This is a genomic window from Lysinibacillus sp. FW301-JW8 (assembly GCF_058788755.1).
On the sequence record NZ_JBYTBB010000010.1, the window covers coordinates 1 to 22,946 of the forward strand.

22 protein-coding genes are annotated in these 22,946 nt (G+C 38.1%); all 22 read right to left on the reverse strand.

From position 1 onward, the window contains the following. Nucleotides 1-150: 150 nt before the first annotated feature. A complete protein-coding gene (locus AC3WOM_RS06085) occupies nt 151-1,647 on the reverse strand; it encodes a carboxypeptidase M32 (protein WP_492445627.1) in 1,497 nt (498 codons plus the stop codon). 161 nt (nt 1,648-1,808) lie between these two features. Further along, entirely contained in the window at nt 1,809-2,813 is a 1,005-nt protein-coding gene (locus AC3WOM_RS06090; RefSeq protein WP_492445629.1) for a serine hydrolase domain-containing protein, read from the reverse strand. A 12-nt stretch (nt 2,814-2,825) separates the two neighbouring features. Beyond that, nucleotides 2,826-3,650: a MerR family transcriptional regulator gene (locus AC3WOM_RS06095; RefSeq protein ID WP_427545161.1), complete on the reverse strand. Its 825-nt coding sequence runs from the start codon at nt 3,648-3,650 to the stop codon at nt 2,826-2,828. A gap of 368 nt (nt 3,651-4,018) precedes the next feature. Further along, entirely contained in the window at nt 4,019-4,963 is a 945-nt protein-coding gene (mdh, locus tag AC3WOM_RS06100) for a malate dehydrogenase (RefSeq protein ID WP_427545163.1), read from the reverse strand. Further along, on the reverse strand, nt 4,963-5,334 hold the full coding sequence (locus AC3WOM_RS06105; protein ID WP_427545165.1) for a BMC domain-containing protein: 372 nt from the start codon (nt 5,332-5,334) through the stop codon (nt 4,963-4,965). Before AC3WOM_RS06105 ends, mdh begins: the two co-directional genes overlap by 1 nt. After that, nucleotides 5,327-5,611, reverse strand: a complete 285-nt coding sequence (locus AC3WOM_RS06110; protein ID WP_427545167.1) for a EutN/CcmL family microcompartment protein — start codon at nt 5,609-5,611, stop codon at nt 5,327-5,329. Before AC3WOM_RS06110 ends, AC3WOM_RS06105 begins: the two co-directional genes overlap by 8 nt. A gap of 36 nt (nt 5,612-5,647) precedes the next feature. Next, nucleotides 5,648-6,517 carry a phosphate propanoyltransferase gene (locus AC3WOM_RS06115; protein WP_492445632.1) on the reverse strand — a complete coding sequence of 290 codons (870 nt, stop codon included), beginning with the start codon at nt 6,515-6,517 and terminating at the stop codon, nt 5,648-5,650. A 12-nt stretch (nt 6,518-6,529) separates the two neighbouring features. Next, on the reverse strand, nt 6,530-7,120 hold the full coding sequence (locus AC3WOM_RS06120) for a phosphate propanoyltransferase (RefSeq protein ID WP_492445634.1): 591 nt from the start codon (nt 7,118-7,120) through the stop codon (nt 6,530-6,532). 89 nt (nt 7,121-7,209) lie between these two features. After that, nucleotides 7,210-7,488 carry a BMC domain-containing protein gene (locus AC3WOM_RS06125; RefSeq protein ID WP_004269321.1) on the reverse strand — a complete coding sequence of 93 codons (279 nt, stop codon included), beginning with the start codon at nt 7,486-7,488 and terminating at the stop codon, nt 7,210-7,212. 16 nt (nt 7,489-7,504) lie between these two features. Next, complete coding sequence (locus AC3WOM_RS06130) at nt 7,505-8,995, reverse strand: aldehyde dehydrogenase family protein (RefSeq protein ID WP_492445636.1); 1,491 nt, start codon at nt 8,993-8,995, stop codon at nt 7,505-7,507. Nucleotides 8,996-9,010: 15 nt separating this feature from the next. Then, complete coding sequence (gene eutL / locus AC3WOM_RS06135; protein WP_427545174.1) at nt 9,011-9,661, reverse strand: ethanolamine utilization microcompartment protein EutL; 651 nt, start codon at nt 9,659-9,661, stop codon at nt 9,011-9,013. A gap of 11 nt (nt 9,662-9,672) precedes the next feature. Next, nucleotides 9,673-10,689: an ethanolamine ammonia-lyase subunit EutC gene (eutC, locus tag AC3WOM_RS06140; protein WP_492445639.1), complete on the reverse strand. Its 1,017-nt coding sequence runs from the start codon at nt 10,687-10,689 to the stop codon at nt 9,673-9,675. A 9-nt stretch (nt 10,690-10,698) separates the two neighbouring features. After that, entirely contained in the window at nt 10,699-12,069 is a 1,371-nt protein-coding gene (locus tag AC3WOM_RS06145) for an ethanolamine ammonia-lyase subunit EutB (protein WP_427545178.1), read from the reverse strand. Nucleotides 12,070-12,074: 5 nt separating this feature from the next. Continuing rightward, nucleotides 12,075-13,499 (reverse strand): ethanolamine ammonia-lyase reactivating factor EutA, encoded by a 1,425-nt coding sequence (locus AC3WOM_RS06150; RefSeq protein ID WP_492445641.1) that lies wholly within the window; start codon nt 13,497-13,499, stop codon nt 12,075-12,077. Between the two features lie 20 nt (nt 13,500-13,519). Beyond that, nucleotides 13,520-14,017: a EutP/PduV family microcompartment system protein gene (locus AC3WOM_RS06155; RefSeq protein ID WP_427545182.1), complete on the reverse strand. Its 498-nt coding sequence runs from the start codon at nt 14,015-14,017 to the stop codon at nt 13,520-13,522. Between the two features lie 13 nt (nt 14,018-14,030). Further along, the gene (gene eutS / locus AC3WOM_RS06160; RefSeq protein WP_283871719.1) at nt 14,031-14,372 is read right to left on the reverse strand and encodes an ethanolamine utilization microcompartment protein EutS; all 342 of its coding nucleotides are present in this window, start codon (nt 14,370-14,372) and stop codon (nt 14,031-14,033) included. A 26-nt stretch (nt 14,373-14,398) separates the two neighbouring features. After that, nucleotides 14,399-15,643, reverse strand: coding sequence for an ethanolamine utilization protein EutH (gene eutH / locus AC3WOM_RS06165; RefSeq protein WP_492445644.1), 1,245 nt, complete (start codon nt 15,641-15,643; stop codon nt 14,399-14,401). Between the two features lie 83 nt (nt 15,644-15,726). After that, on the reverse strand, nt 15,727-16,305 hold the full coding sequence (locus AC3WOM_RS06170; RefSeq protein ID WP_427545186.1) for an ANTAR domain-containing response regulator: 579 nt from the start codon (nt 16,303-16,305) through the stop codon (nt 15,727-15,729). Further along, entirely contained in the window at nt 16,298-17,740 is a 1,443-nt protein-coding gene (locus AC3WOM_RS06175) for a histidine kinase N-terminal domain-containing protein (RefSeq protein ID WP_427545188.1), read from the reverse strand. The genes AC3WOM_RS06170 and AC3WOM_RS06175 overlap by 8 nt, the downstream gene beginning before the upstream one ends. Before the next feature lie 242 nt (nt 17,741-17,982). Further along, the gene (locus AC3WOM_RS06180) at nt 17,983-19,890 is read right to left on the reverse strand and encodes an ATP-dependent DNA helicase (protein ID WP_492445647.1); all 1,908 of its coding nucleotides are present in this window, start codon (nt 19,888-19,890) and stop codon (nt 17,983-17,985) included. Nucleotides 19,891-19,976: 86 nt separating this feature from the next. After that, nucleotides 19,977-21,113 carry a THUMP domain-containing class I SAM-dependent RNA methyltransferase gene (locus AC3WOM_RS06185; protein ID WP_492445649.1) on the reverse strand — a complete coding sequence of 379 codons (1,137 nt, stop codon included), beginning with the start codon at nt 21,111-21,113 and terminating at the stop codon, nt 19,977-19,979. A gap of 3 nt (nt 21,114-21,116) precedes the next feature. Further along, complete coding sequence (locus tag AC3WOM_RS06190; RefSeq protein ID WP_427545194.1) at nt 21,117-22,862, reverse strand: sensor domain-containing protein; 1,746 nt, start codon at nt 22,860-22,862, stop codon at nt 21,117-21,119. Nucleotides 22,863-22,946: the final 84 nt, after the last annotated feature.

Sequence of the window (22,946 nt, forward strand, 5' to 3'; positions counted from 1 at the left end):
GCCCCCAGGAAAGCACTCAGTCGGAACGGAGATCAACCCCTCGTTTTGAAAAAGGGCTATACTTTTTAATTTGTCACTTGATTTCATTGACATAATAGTATTTCAACAACATGAAAAGCGATTTCTCGATACAGAGAAATCGCTTTTTCTTTAAAGCTTATATAATTTTGTGTACTTGTCTTGTAGATAGTTTGCTAAATAGTTGGCATTTAAGACCTCTCCTGTTGCCTCTTGCAGTAATTCAAACGGCTTTTTCAATGCACCATATTGATGAACCTTGTCTGTTAGCCATTCTCGAATTGGGAGGAGCTCCCCCTTTTCCAGCAGCTCATCAAAGTTTGGAATATCTTTATCCATGGCATGCTTCCATTGTGCGGCATAGATCATTCCTAAAGCATAGGAAGGGAAATAACCAAACATACCACCAGACCAATGCATATCTTGTAAAACCCCTTGTGCATCTGTCTCAGGTCGGATACCTAAATACTCCTCGTACTTATCATTCCATACTTGCGGTAAATCTTTTGCCTGCAAATTGCCATTAAATAAATCTCGTTCGATTTCATAACGAATCATAATATGTAATGGATATGTCAGTTCATCCGCTTCAATGCGAATAAAGGACGGCTCCACCATATTAATGGCACGCAGGTAATCTGCTAATGCTACATTCCCAAACTGTGCTGGTGAAAAGTGCTGCAGTCGCTCATAGTTATGCTCCCAAAACTTTTCATTTCTACCGACAAAGTTTTCATAAAATAACGATTGGGATTCATGGATTCCCATTGATGTACCTGTTGCTAGTGGTAAACCATCCAGCTTTTCATCGATATTTTGCTCATACATCGCATGACCACACTCATGAATTGTTCCAAAAATCGCTGAGCGAAAATCGTTTTCATCATATTTTGTAGTAATTCGATTATCACCGTGATTCAAGCCAATCATAAATGGATGTACACTTTCATCTAAACGCCCTGCATCAAAATCATAGCCAAGCTGTGCCAGCATTTCTAGTGATAGTGCGCGCTGTGACTCACGAGGGAAATGCTTAAATAATACGCTTGTATTTGGTTTATTGGGTGAAGCTGCAATTTTTTGTACAAGTGACACAATTGTTTTACGTAATTCACCAAAGACATTATCTAGCACATCTGTCGTCATATCAGGCTCATATAAATCTAGAAGAGTATTATATGGAGAGCCGTTTTTTATACCCCAATAGTCAATAAATTTCTTCTGACAGCTTATGATTTTTTCTAAATAAGGTAGAAATAATGCGAAATTATCGGCTGCCTTCGCTTCCTCCCAAGCTGTCTCTGCTTTAGATTGTAGAATAACGTATTCTTTATATTCATTTGGTGGTATTTTCTTATTTTGATCGTAATTTTTACGCACTTCCTCTACTAAACGAAGGGTTACGTAATCAAGATCAGCCTTTTTTGACTCTAGTGTATCCAATAAGTTTCCTAATTCCTCACTAGTTTGCATATCAAATAAGGAGGCTGATAATGTTCCAATTACCTCTGAGCGTTGTGCTAATCCTTTTTTTGGCGCACCTGTACGCATATCCCAATAAATCACATTCAGTGCTTCCTCATAATGCTTCATTTTTTTCACATAGTCTGTAAATTGTTGTACAGTCATGCTATCCTATCATCCTCCTTTTTTTACGCTATTAGTTTATCATATTTTCGAAAATTTTGTATATTGTGGACTTTGTGGAAGTATAAGAAAATAGTAAATTAAAACCTTACCTACCATTATTAAAGGCCCTATCCGTACATGGAAAGGGCTTTATTGGAGTATTAATCATGCATCATAGGAAGTATATGCTCTTTAATGAAGTTCCATCTATCCTTTGGCTGTATCATAAATTCTGATGCAATGGCAACCACCATCTTCAGCTTAGGTATACAACAAATTATATGGCCTCCATCTCCCATTGCAGAATAAGTCAAGATGTCAGCATCCTCTCTTAGCCACCATAAATAGCCGTAATTGTTTGGGTTCCGCTTTGTTGATTCTGTTATCCAAGTCTCCGAAAGAATCCTGTTATTCCCCCAAGTGCCATTGTTTATATAAAGATAACCGAATCGTGCCATATCACGTGTTGTAAGGGTTAGCCCCCATCCTCCTGTAGAAATACCGTTTGAATCATGCACCCAGCCTTTCACGTTTTTGCCGAATAAATCATCAAATTCATATGCCTGCATTTGAAAGTTAGGTATTTCTTTCATACCAAGTGGTTTAAATAAATGCTCATTAGCAAATGCTTGAGCACTCTTGCCTGTGCTTCGAGTAAGAATAGCTGAAAGTAAATGTGCTCCAGCAGTAGAATATTTAAAAGTACCTAAATCCCCTTTATCCCCCATAATATCAAGAATATACTTAACCCAATCCTGTTGCTGGCATAGCACATCAAGCGGCTCATGCCAGTCCTCAAACGGATAGGGTACTGTCATTGTGAGAAGATGACGAATCGTAATCTGGTGTTTATACTGATCAACAGCATTATATTCAGGGAAAAAATCTAGCACCTTTTGTTCAACGCTTTGAATATATCCAGCTTCAATCGCAATACCAATCAGTGCAGATATGACGCTTTTCGTAACAGATGCCACATGCTGGGCATCATCTGGTCCTTTATCATTAAAATACTTTTCATAGGCTAAATAGCCATCTCTAACAATTACAATACCATTTATATTGCTATAGTACTCTTTTATTGTCGACTCAAGCTTCGAAAGCTTTTCACTGTTCATTTTTACGATTTCTAGCTCAATTTCTAGCCAATTAATAGTTTTTTGCATAGTGACCTCCAATTATTTTTTCTTTATAGGAAAATACACCTCTGTCACATAATTCTCAGGTTTCTTTGTTTGATTTGGGTCTGTTATATATACTTCATATGGTGGCAGTATCAACTCATAGCCTTCAAGATCAATCCACTTTATCAAATTAGCATATACAGAAGTTAATTCTGGGTAAGCCCCCTTTAAGATTGATTTGGCACAAAGTCCGCCTGGCAAATTTCTTGCCCCATTTACAACTTCTTTAATCGGAATAGCAAACTCTGTATCATTGCCCGCAGGATTATAGTCAGGACTATGATAAATCGTCATTGGCTTACCCAGTAATGTAAGCTTCTCTGTCGCTATCTTTTCATAAAGCTCATTAAAATACCTGCCATATCCGACTTCATAATCATCACTTCTCATCATTAGCCGCTTAAATAAGATGTTCATCGACTTTGTTTCTACAAGCTGTACTTCAATATCATCAAGATATGACATAATGGGTACGCCCTTTTCTAAATCTGAAATATCATGATTTAGTTGATGTAGAAGATATTCAAACGACTTTAGCTTTTCCTGTATTTCATGTTTTTTGCGATGAAGAGCAGTACAAAGCTTTTCTTCAGACTGATCCTCTTCTAACTCCAAAATCGTTTTAATTTCTTCAAGCGAAAAATGATAGGATTTTAATCGGTTGATAAAAAGCATTCTTTTTAATTGCAAAATGGAATAATATCTATACCCATTTTCAGCATTAATCCCATCAGGTTTAATCAACCCAATCTCATCGTAATATCGAAGTGTTTTTGTAGAAACACCACATATTTTCGAAAATTCACCAATAGACAGCACAACATCACCTCACTCCATTCATTTATACACCTTCCCCTTAGGGCAAAGTCAATCAAGATTTATGTGTCTGGCAATGTTCTTCCTAATATAATCGTTCTATCCATTTTTTTAATGATTCTATCCATCACTTTGCTTTTTCTATCCAACATATTAGCTATTCTATCCAAAACAAAAGAAGCTCTCCTCATCGTTTTCAACGATCAAAGAGAGCTTCCTACTCTATATAAATTCGGGGGAATTTTTACTAGCTTTCAAGTGTAATGTTCGGTTTCCAATCAAACATTTTAGCATGAAAATTTATTATGGATATATATTGGGGATCTATATATCCATAGGGTAGCATTTAATAGGGTCTCTGACCTCCCTTATTAAATGTTTTGACAGATGGTTAATACTTGCTTTACAGCCTCTGCTGATTGATCGAGCGCTGTTTTTTCTTCATTTGTTAAGTGTAATTCAATGACAGATTCAATGCCATTGCCACCTAGTATTGTCGGTACCCCTAAAAATAAATTGGAGTACCCATACTCGCCTTCTAAAAGAGCAATTGACGGAATTATTTTACGTTGATCCTTCATAATGATTTCGACCATCTGTGCACATGCAGCAGCTGGTGCGTAATAAGCACTACCATTCCCTAACAACCCAACAATTTCTCCGCCACCTTTACGTGTACGTTCTACGATTTGCTGGAGTCTGTCTTGTGAAATTAGCTTTTCTAATGGAATACCACCAGCATAGGAATAGCGAATTAATGGCACCATTTCATCACCATGCCCACCTAATACGAAGCCTGAAACATCCTCTGGGGCAATGTGAAGCTCCTGTGCCACAAAAGTGTTAAATCGTGCTGTATCTAATACACCTGACTGACCGATGATTCGATTTTTGGGGAAGCCTGTTTCTTTATAACAGACATATGTCATCGCATCAACAGGGTTACTCAATACAAGAACGATACTGTTAGGTGCAAAGTGCTTAATTTGTCTCGACACTTGTTGAATAATTTTTGCATTTGTTGTGACTAAATCATCACGACTCATGCCTGGTTTACGTGGGATACCAGCTGTAATTATGACAATATCAGCGCCAGCAATATCCTCGTAATTGCTTGAACCTTTAATAGACACATTAAATTTTTCAATTGGTCCTGTTTGTAATAAATCCAACGCCTTACCCTTTGTTGGATTTTCTGCTTCAGGAATATCGAGCAGGACAACATCACCTAGTTCTTTCTGTGCTAAAAATAAACTTAATGTTGCGCCAGTATGACCAGCTCCGATAACAGCTATTTTACTTTTACGAAATGCCATTATGCTTCACCTCGATTTTCTGTTGCTACAGTATCTGTTGTTTTTTTAGCTCGTGCTGATGTAGATGCAGTTGCTGGGGCTGGTTTTTTCTTTGGAGCTTCTGGTCCCTTAATCATTTGAAAAACATCTTCATCAGGTCTTGGAATAACATGAGCACCTAATAACTCTCCAACGCGTTTTGCTGCCTCTTTGCCAGCTTCAACTGCTGCTTGTACAGAGCCGACATCACCCTTCACGACAATCGTAACAATTCCGCCATCAACAAATTCTTGCTTTACAATAGTGACATCAGAAGCCTTAATCATCGCATCAGCTGCCTCATAAGAACCAACTAATCCTTTTGTCTCAATCATTCCAATTGCACTACTCATTTCCCTCACCTCGCATCACTTCAGTGGAATCAATAATACCTATGACAACTGCATCGATTGGTAACGGATTTTCTTTCATAATATAGCGTGATGATCCACCACTTGTAATGAGCACATCATCACCAATCCCCGCTCCTATACGATCAGCTGCAACAATTTCTGTGCGAATCGGCTGTTGATTGGAGTCAATCGGTTGAATGATTAGAAGTTTTAAACCATTCAGCCCTTCCTCCTTGCGTGTTGCCCATACACTGCCTATCACTCTTCCCATTTGCATGAACTTCACCCTCTTTATGCTACACAGATTGTCTTATTACTCTGAACGAATCGTTAATGTTTTATTTAACTCTCGCAGCTTATCATAAGCCAATGCTGTCACAATGGTTTTCTTTGGTACAACAATTTCTCGCGCATCTATTTCTAACACTTCTATTTGCGAAAGTAGCTTTTTGTCAAAATGATAGACAGATGATTGCTCCACCTTCTGTTCGACTGTAGACTGCTCTTTCACAGGTTTAGGTTGCTCATGTACTTGATGATGAACGATTTCAGCAAGTGTTCCTTGTTGAATTAAACCTGCATTTGCCTCATCTGTATCAATATGCATCTCTAATCGATAACGCTCTGATACTCGGATGGCCACATTCGATAAAATAATTGGGCGAATACCTTCTACCTTGATTTGTACAGCCTGTCCATCAACTACATTGAATCTCGCACTGTCCGTAGGGGACATATGAATATGAGCTTGTGCAATAATGAGACCTTCCTTTAACACAACACTCCCCTTTGGACCAATCAATGTAATTGGACTAGAGCCTTGGATATCACCTGAAATTCTTAATGGGGGCTTGATTCCTAATTTCATGGCATCTGTCCAGCTCACTTCCACTTGAGACAATGAACGAGCAGGACCAAGAATACGTACACGCTCAATCGATCCTTTTGGACCAGCAATTACCACTGTTTCCTCCGAAGCAAATTGCCCTGGCTGTGATAGTTCAAACTTTGGTGTCAGCTGATAATTCTCACCAAATAGCTGTTCCACTTCAGCTTGCGCAAGATGAACATGACGTGCGGATACACCAATAGGAATTTTACCGTCATGTGGAGGGGAAGATTGATTTTTTAAAACTTGTTGCAGAACTTCTTCCACAATTTTTTGTACTAAATTTTCTTGCATCTTTCCTCCTCCTTACGATGATACTTTTATTAATTTTCCCTGTGCTTGCTGTTCAATAAAACCTGCATTTGCTTCATCCGTATCAATATGCATTTCAAGACTAAAGTCATTGGAAACACGTACAACAACACCACGGAATGTAACAGGTCGATCACTTACTACTTCCACAGAAACTAATTCATTATTGTGTACTTCCAATGCTTTAGCATCTTCTTCTGTCATATGAATATGTGCTTGTGCAATGATTACACCTTGTTGAATAACTAACTCATTATCTTGATGAATAATTTTAATGCCTGCTGAGTTGTCAATATCACCTGATTGTCTTAAAGGAGGTGTTACACCTAGCTTCATTGCATCTGTTCGGCTTACTTCCAATTGTGTTGCTGCTCTTACTGGACCCAATACGCGGACATTATGAATAATGCCTTTAGGTCCCTCAATCGAGACACGCTCTTTCGCAGCAAATTGCCCTGGCTGTGATAAGTCAAATTCCTTTATTAGTGTCGCATTTGGACCAAAAAGTGCCTGTAAATCTGCTTCACTTAGATGGATATGACGAGCCGATATGGCCACTGGAAATGTTTTTGTCGCTGTAGTCACATTAGCCACCTCTATATTTCATGAATTGTTGTTTCTTTATGACAAGATGAGAGCTATCCTTTTGGGATCAGCTCCCATTGCTGATAAAATTAAGCCTCAGCTTTTGGTAAAATCATTTCTAATTCGTGGTGTGGACGTGGGATTACATGTACTGATAGAAGCTCCCCTACGCGTTGAGCTGCTGCTGCACCTGCATCTGTTGCCGCTTTTACTGCACCTACATCTCCACGTACAAGAACTGTCACGATACCGCCACCAACATGTACTTTACCTACTAAGTTAACGCTTGCTGCCTTTACCATTGCGTCTGCTGCTTCAATTGCTCCCACTAAACCTTTTGTTTCTACCATTCCTAATGCTGTACTCATTTGTCATTCCTCCAAATTATTTATTTTGTAATGTGATTTGTTTTAATACCTGATCGACAATTTGTTGAACCATTGTTGTATCGAGAGCAGGCTCTTGTGCTACAACCGACTCTACGACTGACTGTACTTCAAATTCTGGTTTTGGTACTTCTACATCCTTAATACCGTAAGCCATACGTTTAATATTAATTAGATGTCTTGCTGTAATGTTATCCGACGTGATATTACCGCCAAATGTACCACAGCCTAATGTAAATGATGGTGCTAATCCAGTTGTGCCACCTACCGCACCGATAGATGATAATGTATTGACTACAATACGTGAGACAGGTAATTCAACAGAGAATTGTTCAGCTAATGCTGCATTTTCAGTGTGAATCGAGCAAGAATGTCCACGTCCACCAATATTTAATAGGTCAATCATGACTTGCTTCGCTTCTGTACTGTTTTCTACTATATAGAGAGCAAAGATTGGTGATAGTTTTTCAAGCGAAAACGGAATATTTTTACCAATCATCGTTTCCAACCCAACAAGTACTTTTGTATCCTCTGGTACAGTGATGCCAACTGAATCCGCTAAGCAAGTAGCTGATTTACCGACGATTTGTGGATTTACCTTTCCAGGAACAGGTGAAATCAATTTTTCCATTTTAACTTTTTCTTCAGCATTTAATAGATAGGCACCGTTTTTCTTTAATTCCGTCTGTACTTGTTCAGCAATCACCTTATCCACAATAATAGCCTGCTCTGTTGCACAAATTGTGCCATTATCAAATGACTTACTTTGCACAAGTTGTCGCACAGATTTTTGAATGTTCGCAGATTTTTCAATATATGCTGGGACATTTCCTGGTCCTACCCCATAAGCAGGTTTTCCTGAACTATAGGCTGCTTTTACTAATGCTCCGCCACCAGTCGCTAGAATTAAGTGAATATCTGGATGCTTCATTAGCTGCTGCGTAGCCTCCATTGAAGACATTGTTAAGCATTGCAACAAGCCTTCTGGTGCCCCTGCCTTTTCCGCAGCTACTCGACAAACATCTAACGCCTCTTTTGTACATTTCACAGCATATGGATGTGGACTAAGCACTAAACCATTTCTTGTTTTTAATGAAATTAGCGTTTTAAAGATGGCTGTAGACGTTGGATTTGTCGTTGGCACAATACCTGCAATCACTCCAAAGGGACTAGCAATCTCTGCAACCTTCTTCATACGGTCATAGCCTACGATACCAACTGTTTTTAATTCTTTAATATCCTCATAGACATCTCTTGAAGCCACTTCATTTTTCATCTTTTTATGATTTGGGATACCCATCCCTGTTTCTTGTACAGCCATTTTAGCTAAGCGATCCGCTTCTTTAAATGCTGCATCTGCAACAGCCTTGACAATACTATCTACTTGCTGCTGAGAAAATTGCATATAGGCAGCTTGAGCTGTATTGGCATGTTTAACAGCATCTCTCATTTCCTGAATTGCTAATAAATCTTTATCTAATGTAGACATAGAGCAGCCTCCTTTCTAAATCACTGGGTTTCTTGCTAAAATTTCAATGGCTTCTCTAAAAGCATTAGCTGCTGCTTCACAAGAAGATTGACTTCCACTTAATAAGCCACCACCAAAATTGGTTTCAGATGGAGGACCAAAGAAAACCTTTAGTTCAACATCTGCTGCCTTTAGAGCTGCATCTAAACCAACTACAGCTTCAAGTGGTGGTGCAATTAAGTATGCAAGTGCTGTACCCGCCTTTACATTTGCTAGCTCAGCAAGATAGGTGCCACAGCTAGCTACGGTATGAGCAAAAAGAGCATGATTTTCATTGTGATTAATGGCTTCAAAATACGTATCAAATTGTATTTTCTGTTGAATAGCATCCAACCCACTACGAATTTCATCAGGTGAGCTTCCAGCAATAATACCTATGACTTCACCTGACAATGGCCCAGATGAATGGGCTGCACCTGCATAAAAGCTTTTTGCATAGACAACCTCTACATCTGCTTTTTTTGTTGCCTCATCCAAGGCAACATAGCCAACATCGTCAATTGTTAATGTAACAAGCCCAATACTATGATGATTTGGCTTTAAATCTAACTGCTCTGCTAATTCACTATTCACTCTTGGAATTGTTTGCATCGCCAAAATTTGTGCCATTATTTTTTGAGGTATCATCTTTTGGCCCCCTAACCTTCTTTAGCGACAAGATCTACGCCACTTGCCTGGTATTGCAGGATTTTTTGTACCACTGTACCTAGATACGCTCCAGCCTCTAATGGCGGAATGCCACCTTTATGAATGTTTGAAATTACCATTCGCTCAGCCTCCACTGTGCCAATTCTTGGCTTATAGCATAAATAAGCACTCATCGATTCAGCTGATACAAGTCCTGGACGCTCACCAATTAAATAAACGATGACCTCTGGCTGTAAAATCTCACCAATCTCATCCATTAGTGCCACGCGCCCTTTATCAATATAGAATGTCGTACCAATTTCAATATTTAAATTGCTAAGACTTTGCTGTAGCGCCAAATAAACATCCTGCACATTTTCTTCAATCGCACTTGCACTTAAACCATTTGATATAATAATTTGAACCTTTGGGTTTTGTTTGCATTTGGATTGAATCAATGCTTTTCCTTCATCAGATAAACGGCGACCTAAATCTGGTCTTGTAATATATTCTTCCTTATCTGTTACCTTCGTTGTCACTTGAAAGACATTCAGCTTTTGTAAAAGTCCCTCAGTCACCTCACCATATACTGCATCAACTGCTGCTGCGTGATCGAGTCGAAATTTTAACCATGTTTTTGTCTTAGGTCTTGTTCCAGCTCTGCCTACACCAATTCTTGCAGGTGTATGTTGTTTAGCTGCCTGTACACTTTCAGATACTTCATCATCTTCAAAATGAAAGGGTTGAATTGGTGCTTCGTTAAAAGCAGGCTCATTGTAAATTAACTTGTCATGAGAATTCTCTTGTTGAAACGATTCATGATGATAAAGCTTAATTAATGGTTCATTTGATTGGATTGGACTTGGCACTTCAGCTGATTGGTTTGTTGCTGTATCATAAAATTTTATAAGTGTTTCCTTTGGTTCCTCAGCTTCTACAGCTATCTGTTTTGTAGATTTATCTGACACATTATTCCCCAGCTTTTCTACCACAAGCTGTGTGATCATTGATATTAATTGTTCATTCAATGGACTCACCTACCTTTCAAATAAAGATAAATCGCCAGCTCTTGCTGAAAGACGACCATTTTCATAAATGCCCATTTTCTCAAGCCATGCTAAATATTCAGGTGCTGGTTTTTTGCCAAATGTTTGAAGTAATGTAGCAACATCATGGAAACTCATAGACTGATAGTTCAGCATGACATCATCGCCCATAGGTGCAGCAATAATAAAATTGACACCAGCCGCTGTTAGTAAGACACTTAAATCCTCAACATCATTTTGATCTGCCTTAATATGGTTTGTGTAACAAATATCAACACCCATTGGGATGCCGTGCATTTTGCCCATAAAGTGGTCTTCTAAACCAGCACGGATAACCTGTTTGTTATTGTATAAATATTCAGGTCCAATAAAACCAACAACCGTGTTAACGATGTAAGGATTAAAATGTCTTGCAAATCCATAGTTACGTGATTCAAGCGTTACTTGGTCAATTCCCATATGTGCCTCTGCTGAAAGCTCTGAGCCTTGTCCCGTTTCAAAATAAAATAAATTCGGACCAGTACCAGTACCCTGCTTCTTCACAAGCTCCTCTGCTTCCCTAATTAAGTCAGCAGAAATACCGAAGGAACGATTGGCAATTTCTGTCCCAGCAATACTTTGGAAAATCATATCCGCTGGTGCCCCTTGTTTAATAGCCTTCATTTGTGTTGTGATATGTGCCAACACACAGTTTTGCGTAGGAATCGACCAATCATTGATAAATTCTTTCGTAGCAGTTAATACTTTTTTGACACTTTCAACAGAATCATCCACTGGATTAATGCCGATAACAGCATCCCCGATACCATAGGACAGCCCTTCTTTTAGGGATGCAATAATGCCATCTATATTGTCTGTTGGATGGTTAGGCTGCAATCGAGATGAAAGGGTACCCTTTTGCCCAATCGTAATATTACACGTCGACAGTATTTCTACTTTATTAGCTGCATGGACTAAATCTAAATTGGACATAAGCTTTGTGACAGCAGCAATAATTTCAGAATTCATGCCTTTACTTAAACGCTTTAACTCACGATCACCCGTATCATTCGATAAAATATATTCGCGTAGCTGCTCGATGCTCCAGTTTTTGATTTCTCCATATATTTGCTCATTTATGTCGCCCTCAATAATACGTGAAACCTCATCGTTTTCTTGCGGCACTAATGGATTTTCTCGGATATCCTTTACTAAAAGCTCACTTAGCACAGCCTTTGCTGCGATACGTTGTTGCACGGTTTCAGCTGCGATACCAGCCAGCTGATCTCCTGATTTTTCTTCATTGGCCTTGGCCATGACATCTTTTAAAGATTTGAAATTATATTTTTCTCCACCAAATATCACCGATAGATTCACATTCATCCTCCTTACTTTGAGTGAAAGGCAAGAGTTTTCACAACAACAGGAACAACGCCAGATGGCAGAACCTCTCCAATGTCGATGTAATCACCAGTCTCCACTTTGATTTGATCGATGCAAATGATTGGAACCGTTGGATTAATTGCCCGGATGGTTTGCCCAATAATCTTTGCATAATCTGATTGAATGACTATGATAATTGGTATTTCTTTGGAGCATCTTGTTGCCAAGTGCTGTAAAATAGCCTCACATAATGCATGTACATCATGAAAGCTTAAATACGGTAATTCGCTAAAATAGAGCGCAAATGGAGCGCGATTGCCCTGTGTGGAAAATAAGGCATCTGCTCTTTCCACTGCCATTTTCAACGTATCTTCAAATGCTTTTGCAGCTTTATTCATATGGCAATTGAATACTGGTACATTTTTCAGAGGTAGTACATCTTCATCCACTTGAATGGTTGCCCCGCTAATTTCTGTTGTTTGCATACCTGCACCCGTTACCGTTGCTCGAGCAGTTTCTTCAGGCTGCAGCCATAAAAATGATTGTAGCTGCTCATGCTGTACTAACATTTTCGCTAATTTTTCGCCGATATCATCATACTGGCGTTGTGTACAATCATTTTCATAAATACAGGAAGCCACGCCGCCAGAAAAGACAATAGCATCAACTGGCTTAATCCAATTAGGTAAATGACCTAACAGTAATGGGTGGTGCTCATCTGTTAATTGACCATTTAGCGTTTTTACTAATGTACTTACCATTTCTTGAATAAGCTGTGTCACGCGAATATCACTAGATGAATCACCAAGCTGTAATGGGTGTGACCACTTTTCCATCAGCTTCTTAATCGGTGGCGAAATTGATTGAACCTTACCATTATGAAATTCTATGAGTCTGCCACCAACATGAAGTGTGCATGTACCAATAACTTCACCAAACTGCATAACCGCAATATTCGCAGTACCGCCACCAATATCAATATTTGCAATGACTTTCGCAGTATTTTTTGATTGTTGCACTGTGCCTGCACCTTTAGCGGCAATAATTCCTTCCAAATCAGGACCTGCTGTTGCCACTAAAAAATGACCAGCGGAATCCGAAATCGCGTGAATAACCTCACTGGCATTTTCCTTCGTAGCAGATTCACCTGTAATAATAATGGCACCTGTAGAGATTTCTGCTGGTGAGATTTGAGCGAGCTGATATTGCTGAAATATAAATTGTTCAATCTTTTCCATATCTATCATTTCATGATTGATAAATGGTGTTTTTATAATAGGACTTTGATGTAACACCGTTTTTTCAATAATTTCTATTCGTGGTACATGTGTTATCCCCGCAACATTTTTCAACAGAAAGCTACTAACAACCATTTTTGTTGTACTAGTACCAATATCAATGCCTGCACTATAAATTTTTTCTGTCTTCAACTTACTCCTCCCTCTCGCCGCTAAGGGCTATACATGAGATAAGGACTATCACGATCCTTGACAAATTGACGAATTTCTTCGTCAGTATTGAGCTGAATAAGTGGTGCAATCAACTCAATACCAAGATTTTGCCATGAAGAGGTTTTGACAATAGGACCATGTGTCATGACATTTTGTAATAATGCTGTTGCTCTATCAATATCTGCAAGTGGTGCATCAATTTTCGTAATCACTCCAATTTGAATCTTTGGAATGCCTAAGCTAAATTGTGGAGGGAAAACACTCCTTGATGACGTGGCATCCTGCAAATAAATCACATGTGTTACTTCAAGTGATGTGGCCATAATGTTTCTGTAATACATCGGATTTTCAATATATTCTCCGGGTGTATCTACAATCCAGTCATCAAAAACGAGTGCCTGTGTTTTTTGGGCTTGTCTGTCTTTCCCTAATAATGCATTCATTAGTGTTGACTTACCAGTTTGCACACCACCTATTATCATTACTCGATTTTTCATATGGCAGCACATCCTATGACTTCGTTATTTTTGATGGTGTATACCCCAACTTCTCTGATAAAAAACGATTAATTTCTAACATCGCCATTTCCACCTCAGAGACACTACCAACAATCACCAGGCTGCCTGTAAAGCGATCTAAAAAACCTAGTTTTACATTGGCTGATTTTGTGGCTAAATCACCAGCAATAATCACTGTTTCACTAGGTGTACATGTCATAATGCCAAGTGCACCTGCTTCTTGAATACCAAGCTTTTGAAACATATCAGGATCTGGATTTGCGATAAGATGACTTAATGTTAGTTGCTTACCAGGTACAAACTCCTGTATAAACCGCTTTTTTTCTTCACTCACACGTCATCACCTCTTTCTTCAAATTATTAAGACTTAGTGTCTGTTAGGTATTCTCCTTCTTTGATAATGCCTGCCTCGCGATCTTCCTGCTCCAATCTTAAAGCTGTTGGTACAGATAATTTATAGGCTAGAATAATCGCAATCACACCAGCTAAAAACTTCCCTGCAATAACAGGTAAAATAATGGTTGGCTGGAAGTTAGCCGTAAACGATAAATGATCTCCAAGTAAAAATGCTGAACAAACCCCAAAGGCAATATTAATGACTTTATCTTTTGGAGGCATATGACGAATCAGTGTAAACATTGCCAAGATATTAGCAATTGTTGCTAAAATCCCTGCACTTCCTACTGATGATAAACCTAATCTTTTCCCTGCCGCTTCTAAAGGTTTAGATGCATATTTTCTGATCAAGTACACCATCGGGAATGCACCCGCTAGCATAATACCGATATACCCAGCTGTTTCTAACGCTCGGAATTGATCGATCTCATCTGCCATAATCGGATCAAAGCCCCATGCTCCAAAAACCTTTGTAAAGATTCCTGTGAAAATTTCTACAATAGAGAACACAAGTACAAGCTTGATACCAGCATCCATAACGCGACCAAAAATCATAAAGCCCTTGATCATGCCATTTGGAATTAACTTTAGTCCTAATGCAATTAAGATAACGAAAATAAATAAAGGCAATAAATTGATTAATATTTGTAATACAGAAATAGCAAATACATATGTTGGTGCCTCTGTTGTACTAATTACTTCACGAACCTCTGTATTAAACAGCACAATCATGATGGAAGAAATAAACGCGCCAATCGGAATTGTTAAAACGCCAGCCATAATACCTAACGCCATATATTTATGATCACGTTTATCTAACATCGCAAGTCCCATCGGAATTGAGAATACAATGGTTGCTCCTGACATAAATCCAACAACTAGAGCCATTACCCATCCCTCGTATGACTCTTTTAAAGCATTGGCTAATTGATAGCCGCCCATGTCCGAAGCTAAAATGGTTGTTGCTGCAATTGCAGGATCAGCACCAATCAATTCAAAAATCGGACTAATAAAATGACTAATAAACCATGTTAAGTAAGGTATAGCTGCCATGATTCCTGCCGCTGGTACGAAAATATGACCAACTGTATGGATACCATTCATAAATTCCTTACCAATCCCATACTCTGCATCTCGAATTGCTCCGATTGCCCCTAAAACAGCACAAATCATAATAATATAAACGATGATCGTTCCTATCATTGCCATCCTACTCATCACCCCTTTGATTTTGATAAATTTATATAAAAAAAGACGCCTTAAAGAAGAAATCTCTTTAAAGCGTCTTTGCTTCAACTATTTACTTGTAAGGTATTAATAATTCGTTTCGCGATTGTCACCATTTCCTGCTGAGTCTGCATACTTTCATTTCGAATTTTTTTATACGCCTCGTCCTCGCTAAGTTTTTCTGACTGCATCAGTAAACCTTTTGCACGTTCGATGATTTTGCGTTTTTCTAATTCAGTTTGTTTATGCAGTAATTCTCCGTTTAAACGGTTGAATTTATCAATTTGATGAAATGCCACCTCCAACGCTGGAAGGACATTTTTCTCAGAAAACGGTTTCATGACATATCCTAAAATATTGTCTTGCTTCATGTATAGAAGCAATTCTTTTTCACTATACGCTGATATAAATAGCACTGGTATACCCAATTGCTGTTCAATAATTTTGCTAGCCTTTAATCCATCTAGCTTGGGCATTTTAATATCCATTAGGATTAACTGCGGCTCATGTGCAAAAGCCAGCTCAATTGCCGATTCTCCATTGTTTGCTTGTGCCACTACCTCGTAGCCATTATCTTCAAGCATAAATTTTAAATCAATGGCAATAAGTGACTCATCTTCGACAATCATTACTTTCCTAGTCATTTAGGATAAATACCTCCTCACTTACAGGAAACTGAATTTGAGTATGCGTACCTTCTTCACTAGGGATAATTGAAAATGTGCCAGCTAAATCGTATTCAACAAGTCTTGTAATAATCTCCATTCCAAACGATGCCTTCACTTCTTGCATTCCAACGCCGTTGTCAGAAATATGAAGTGAAATGACAGAAGTATCCTGTAAAAATTGAATGTCGATTGTACCTTCCTCACGACCAACAAAAGCATATTTTAATGCATTTTGCAGTAGCTCACAAATGATTAACGCAAGGGATACAGCCTTCTTTGAATGACAGAATAACTGAATGTCTTCATGATGGAAGACTAATTGAATAGATGGTGTATTGGATGTCCCCACCATCTTATGTCCAATTTTCTTAGATAACGCGATAACATCTACTTTCTCTTCCGCATTATCCTCATTCTCTAAAATCAGTTCATAGACAGATGAAATACTATATATTCGATTTAATGCCTCTTGAAAAGCACTTGCACTTGAAGCAGTCAAGTCATTTCGCATTTGCAAACGCAATAGGCTTGTAACTGTTTGTAAATTATTTTTTACACGATGATGAATTTCTCGTATTGCAAATGTTTTCATCATCAGTTCATTTTCTTTCAGCTTTAGCTCTGTCAGATCATGAATAATGAGAAGTGTTACTTTATCATTTTGACTGCGAATAGGAATTTTTTTCACAATGAAGGATTTACGATCAATCGTAATTTCTAAGAAAAAGACATCATCGCCTTTATCATACACCTCTTGTAAAAATGGCAAAATCTTATTCAATGCAACATTGTCAAAATGTTCTAACCCTGAAAGCTCTGAGATAAATCGATAGCCTGCAGGATTACTATAAATTACTTTGTTCTCATGATTAGTAAGAATAATAGATTCTACTAACAAATCAGAAACGACTGGTATTGGTTGAGAATTTGGTTCTACAATATGCTCAATTAAAGCAAAGGGCATATTTTGAAAATCATCTTTTGGTGTTGTTTTCATCTCCACCTTTTTTTCTTGAATCAACACGGCAATAACCTGCTGCTCGTTATTAAAGAGTGGAACAACATTTTGTTCAACTGTTATACCTTCTTGTGTGACAGCTCTAGAAATGGATGATTTTTCTTTATTTTTAAAAGCAGCAAATACTGCTGGTTCAAAACTCTCAAAAACAAATTTCCCAATAACAGACTTTTCGTATACACGTCTTTCTTTTTTCGGGAATGCTTCTGCTACAACAATTGCATGTGGTAGATTTTCCATCATACAATCTATGAACATATAGCAATCTGTCAACTCTGCATAATACGATAGTGTAGTTTCTATTTCCAGTAACTTTTCAATATCTGTTGAAGATAAGCTTGTATATTGACTACACAATGATTGAATGTTCGACAGGTTCAACACCCCTATCATAGAATAATCAAACTTGAAAATGACTATTCTTAAAATTTCTTGTCATCATTATAAACCTTTTGCAAAATTATTTTCAACAAAAAAATAATTTATTTTAATAATTTTCGTTGCATTACAAAGAACTATATAGCTTAAAAGAGAAATATTCAACACTTTTTTCAATTCTATCTGCATTTCACGTCGATTTTACTATTTCAATATAGCAAAAAGCAGGCCTGCACCTAAGGCAAACCCGCTTTTTTTTATTTTATTTCTGGTGTAACAGCTAAGATATTTTCAAACGTTTTACGCTGAGATACCTCTTGTTCATTTAACAAAATATGGATATCCCCATGATCGTTTGAAGTACGAATTAAGCGCCCCATTCCTTGTTGCAGACGCAATTGCATAAATGGTAATTCTACCTCTTCATACGGATTTTCTGCAAACGTACGTTTTGCATCAAATAACGGATCATGCGGTGGGAAAGGCAAGTCATAAATAATGACACGTGTTAATGCCTCCTCTGGCAAATCTAGTCCCTCCCATAAATGATAGGAGCATAATGTTTTAATGGTACCCTCTTGAAAATCACGAACAATGGCAGAAAGCTCACGATCTCCTTCAAAGGCCATATACATCCGTTCCATAAGTGGTAATTCAGCTTTAAAATCTACCATGGCTTGCTTGGATTTAAATAAAATTAGCGTTTTTTCTCCATCACGTAAAAGCTGTTGAACACGCGATGTCTTCTCCTTTTGGGATAGCTCATGTAAATAAATTCGCATCACTTCTTCATAATCAAAAGGCGATGGAACAGAAAATGATTGATAGTCTCGAATTCCTAGACTATAGGAAATATATGAGAAGTCCTTATTAACAGACAATGTTGCTGATGAAAATACAATCGGAAGTTTTTTAGAAAATAATTTTTCTGCTAAAACTTCTGTAATAAGTCGTGGCATGATAACGAGTGTTTCTTCCCCGTCTGTTTCCTCTAACCAATCAACAGCGTCTCCCTGTGCTATGAAAATACGTAAGGAGGCTTGGTATTGCTCTAAATACTCCTCAGCCATATTCAATTCGTATTCGGGAATCATATACATTTCAGATTCAAAGACGAATTCCTCAAGTAATATTTCTACATCGTCAACCAATTGTTTTCCATACTTTAATAGTGTTGCCGATTTATTGATACGTTTACGCTCCTCCTTAGAAGCAACTAAATCATCACGCAGCTGATCGAAAAATAGCTCATGGTCATCTTGTAATTTTTCCATGGCATACAATGTCCGCTCTCTCACACCATCTACCATTAAACGTTCTAAAAGCTTAACAATTGTTGTCGCCTGCACTTTATAGGTCATTGCTTTTTGAGCAGCATATTCTAATAGGTGACCCTCATCTAGCACAATCATAGATACTTCTGGTAATAGTGCCAATTGCCCTTCACGCTCACGGGATTCCTTAGTTGCCAAATGCTCCATCAGGAAATCTTGTGAACAAATAATAAGATCCGTGGATTTACGATAATGTGCACGATGTAATGTTTGACCACATCTATTACGTTGATCACATACTGAACACTGCATAATGGCATTATAGTTCACCTTTTGCCAGTCTTCATCACTGACTGTCGGATAATCACTACGTTCTCCATAGGGCTGAATGGCAATCATTGATCCTTGTGCATATACACCGTCAGGTATAGAAAACGCAACATCATCAATCCATTCATCAGTCTCTACTTTTTCAGCCTCTTCAAAGCGCTTTAAGCATAAATATTGATCTCTTGATTTTGCTAAGCGTACATCAATGTCAAGCCCTAATGTTTTCTGTAATTTATAAATATCTCCGCCCTCTTTTACTAGCTGGTCGATTAATGTTTCATCCGCACAAGCAATAAGGGCTGGTTTACCTGTATAACGTGCATAGGATACAGCTGGCAGAAGATAAGCTATCGTTTTCCCAGTTCCTACACCCGCCTCAGCAAAAAGCACATTTTTTTCTTTTAGAGCCTGCTCTATTTGATAAGCCATAAAAATTTGCTCATCACGGCATTCAAAGCCTTTTTCAGGTAATTCATCATATAGGACATCGCCCATCCAGTCACCTAATGACTCAAAAAACGAGCGATCCTTTGTTAATACAAAAGGTAAAGATTTACGCAATTGACGTTCCCCCTCTAACTATCTGGTCCTATTATACGCGACGAAACGGAAGATAAGAAAAAAATCTTATCTTCCGTTATCAATGTTTAATCTCTTTTAGACTTTTGTCCCCAGAATTGATAATAATTCGTTTCAATAAAACCATTGAATAATTTACGTTTCTTCGTCGCTTGACGACCATATAATTCCTCAAAGTTTTTCATGGAGGACAACATATACACAGACCAAGTTGGATAGTTCTTCATGATTGTTCCCAAGTCCCGAATCACCTGCTCTACAACTTCAACATCACCAATACGTTCACCATATGGTGGATTACCAATCATGACGCCATCTGTTAGCTGTGTCGTAAAATCACGTGCTTGCATTTGCTTAAACGTAATCATCTCACCAAACCCAGCCTCTAGAGCATTCTCTTGCGCAATACTCACCATACGATGGTCAATATCAGACCCAAAAATTTCTAGTGGTTGATCATAATTTGCTAAATTATCTGCTTCGTCCCGTACTTCGTCCCAGATTTTCGCCTTCATCCACGGCCAAGCCTCTGAAATAAATTCACGGTTATAGCCCGGTGCAATATTTTGCCCAAGCATAGCAGCCTCTAGAGCAATTGTGCCCGAACCACAAAATGGATCTACGAACGGTCGATTCGGATTCCATTTTGAAATTTGCACAAGTGCAGCCGCTAGTGTTTCTTTTAATGGCGCCTCACCTTGTGCTTGTCGGTAGCCACGCTTATGTAGACCAGCGCCCGACGTGTCAATAGTAAGTGTAGCCATATCTTTTAAGATTGAAACTTCTATTTTATAGGTAGCGCCTGATTCGTCCAAAAACCCTAAACGTTTATAGTGCTGCTTCATACGCTCTACAATGGCTTTTTTTGTTATTGCCTGGCAATCTGGCACACTAAACAATTTTGATTTGACAGATTTCCCCGATACTGGAAAGGCTGCATCTACTGGTAGATATTTTTCCCAAGGTAAAGCCTTGACGCTTTCAAACAATTGCTCAAAAGATGAGGCTGGAAATTGGCCCACAACAATTTTTACACGATCTGCCACTCGCAGCCATAAGTTTGTTCGTGCAATGGCCGTTTCATCACCCTCAAAATAGACTTTTCCATTATCTACTGTTGTCTCATAGCCAAGTGAATTTACCTCTTGTGCTACAATTGCCTCTAAGCCCATCGCAGCCGTGGCTACTAATTTATAATTTGCCATATACTAATTCCTTCCTTGATGCTCAATTTCCCAATACTCCATAAATTCAATAAGCTCATTTAATGGTAATGGTTTACTGTAATAGTAGCCTTGAATAATATCACAGTTCATTTTACGTAGTATATCCACTTGTTGTGCCTGTTCTACACCTTCCGCAACAACTTTCATTTTTAGGCGGTGTGACATTTGGATAATCGCATCCACTACAGCCTGTTTTTCATCGAGCGAAGCAATATGTTGAATAAAGCTGCGATCAATTTTTAAACAATCAAGCGGGAATCGAACTAAATAACTCAAGGATGAATAGCCTGTTCCAAAATCGTCAATTGAAATTTTAAAACCCATTTTTTTGAGTCGCACTAGCTTACTAACTGTTTCGTTTGCACTGTTCATAACCGTACGTTCTGTCACTTCTATTTCAAAATTGTTAGCAGGCATATTGTAACGCTCTAATATCGCTTGAATTGATTCTAAAAAGTTTTGTTGTTTAAAGTGAATACTTGATATATTGATAGCAATAGGTGACTTGCGTCCATGCTGTTGCATTTCAATAACTGCCTCACAAGCTTTTTCTATAATGACTTCGCTTAATGGAATGATTAAACCTGTTTCCTCGGCATATGGAATAAATTCTGCTGGCGATACAAATCCCAATCTCTCATTATTCCATCGTACTAGTGCCTCTACGCCTTGAATCTCTTCATTTTTAACAGATATTTTCGGTTGAAAATGAAGGTCAAATTCACGATTTACAATAGCTCTTCGTAGTTCTGAATCCAATAATAACACGCGCTGAGAATCGGTTTGTAGTTCTTCAAAATAAAACGAATAGCCGTTAAGACCATTCTTTTTTGAATAGGTCATTGCCTTATCTGCACAATGGATTAATTGCTCTGTAGTTTCACCATCTGCTGGATACATACTTACGCCTACACTTGTAGAGATAAATACATTCCGACCATTTATATCTAATGGTTTTTCGATTATACCTATAATTTGCTCTGCAAATTTTGCTGCTTCTTTTACATTTTTTACATTTGTTAACGTAATAATAAACTCATCGCCACCATATCTCGCAATGATATCTTTATTTTTTAACAATGTTTTGATGCGCTTTGCCACTTCTACTAAAATCGTATCACCAACCGCATGGCCTAATGTATCATTTATTTGCTTAAATCTGTCTAAATCTAAAAAATAGACAGCATGCTGCACTGAATGAGATATAGTAGAAGTAGATTCTAGAAGACCATCCATTCTCTCAATATAAGCAAATCGATTGGACACTTCCGTTAATGAGTCTGTTAACAAACGTTTCTCAAGTTCATTCTCTACTATTTTTCTTTCAGATAAATCCGTGAAAATACCACAGTAATTCGTAATCTCACCCTTATCATTGGTTACACCAATAATTGTTAACCATTCTGGATATACATCTCCGGTTTTCCGACGGTTCCATATTTCTCCCTGCCAAATGCCATCTTCTCGTATCTTTTGCCACATCTCAAGATAAAATTTTAATTCATGTACCCCCGACTGTAACACAGCAGGCGTCTTTCCAATAACTTCATCTCGCTTATAGCCTGTTACGAATTCAAACGCAGGATTAACCATTTCAATTTTTTTATCTTTATCCGTAATCATTATGCCTTCAGATACATTTTCAAAGATTTTAGTAATTAAGGCAGTGGGATATTTGGAAATCGAATTTAGTTTCCCCAGACTATTCCAATTGTTCGCTCCGTTCATGTTTCCGCTCCATCCTATCTCTCTAAACTACCCTCATTATATAGAATAGCGCCTATGCGCCAGTCTACTAGTTTGTAGACAAAT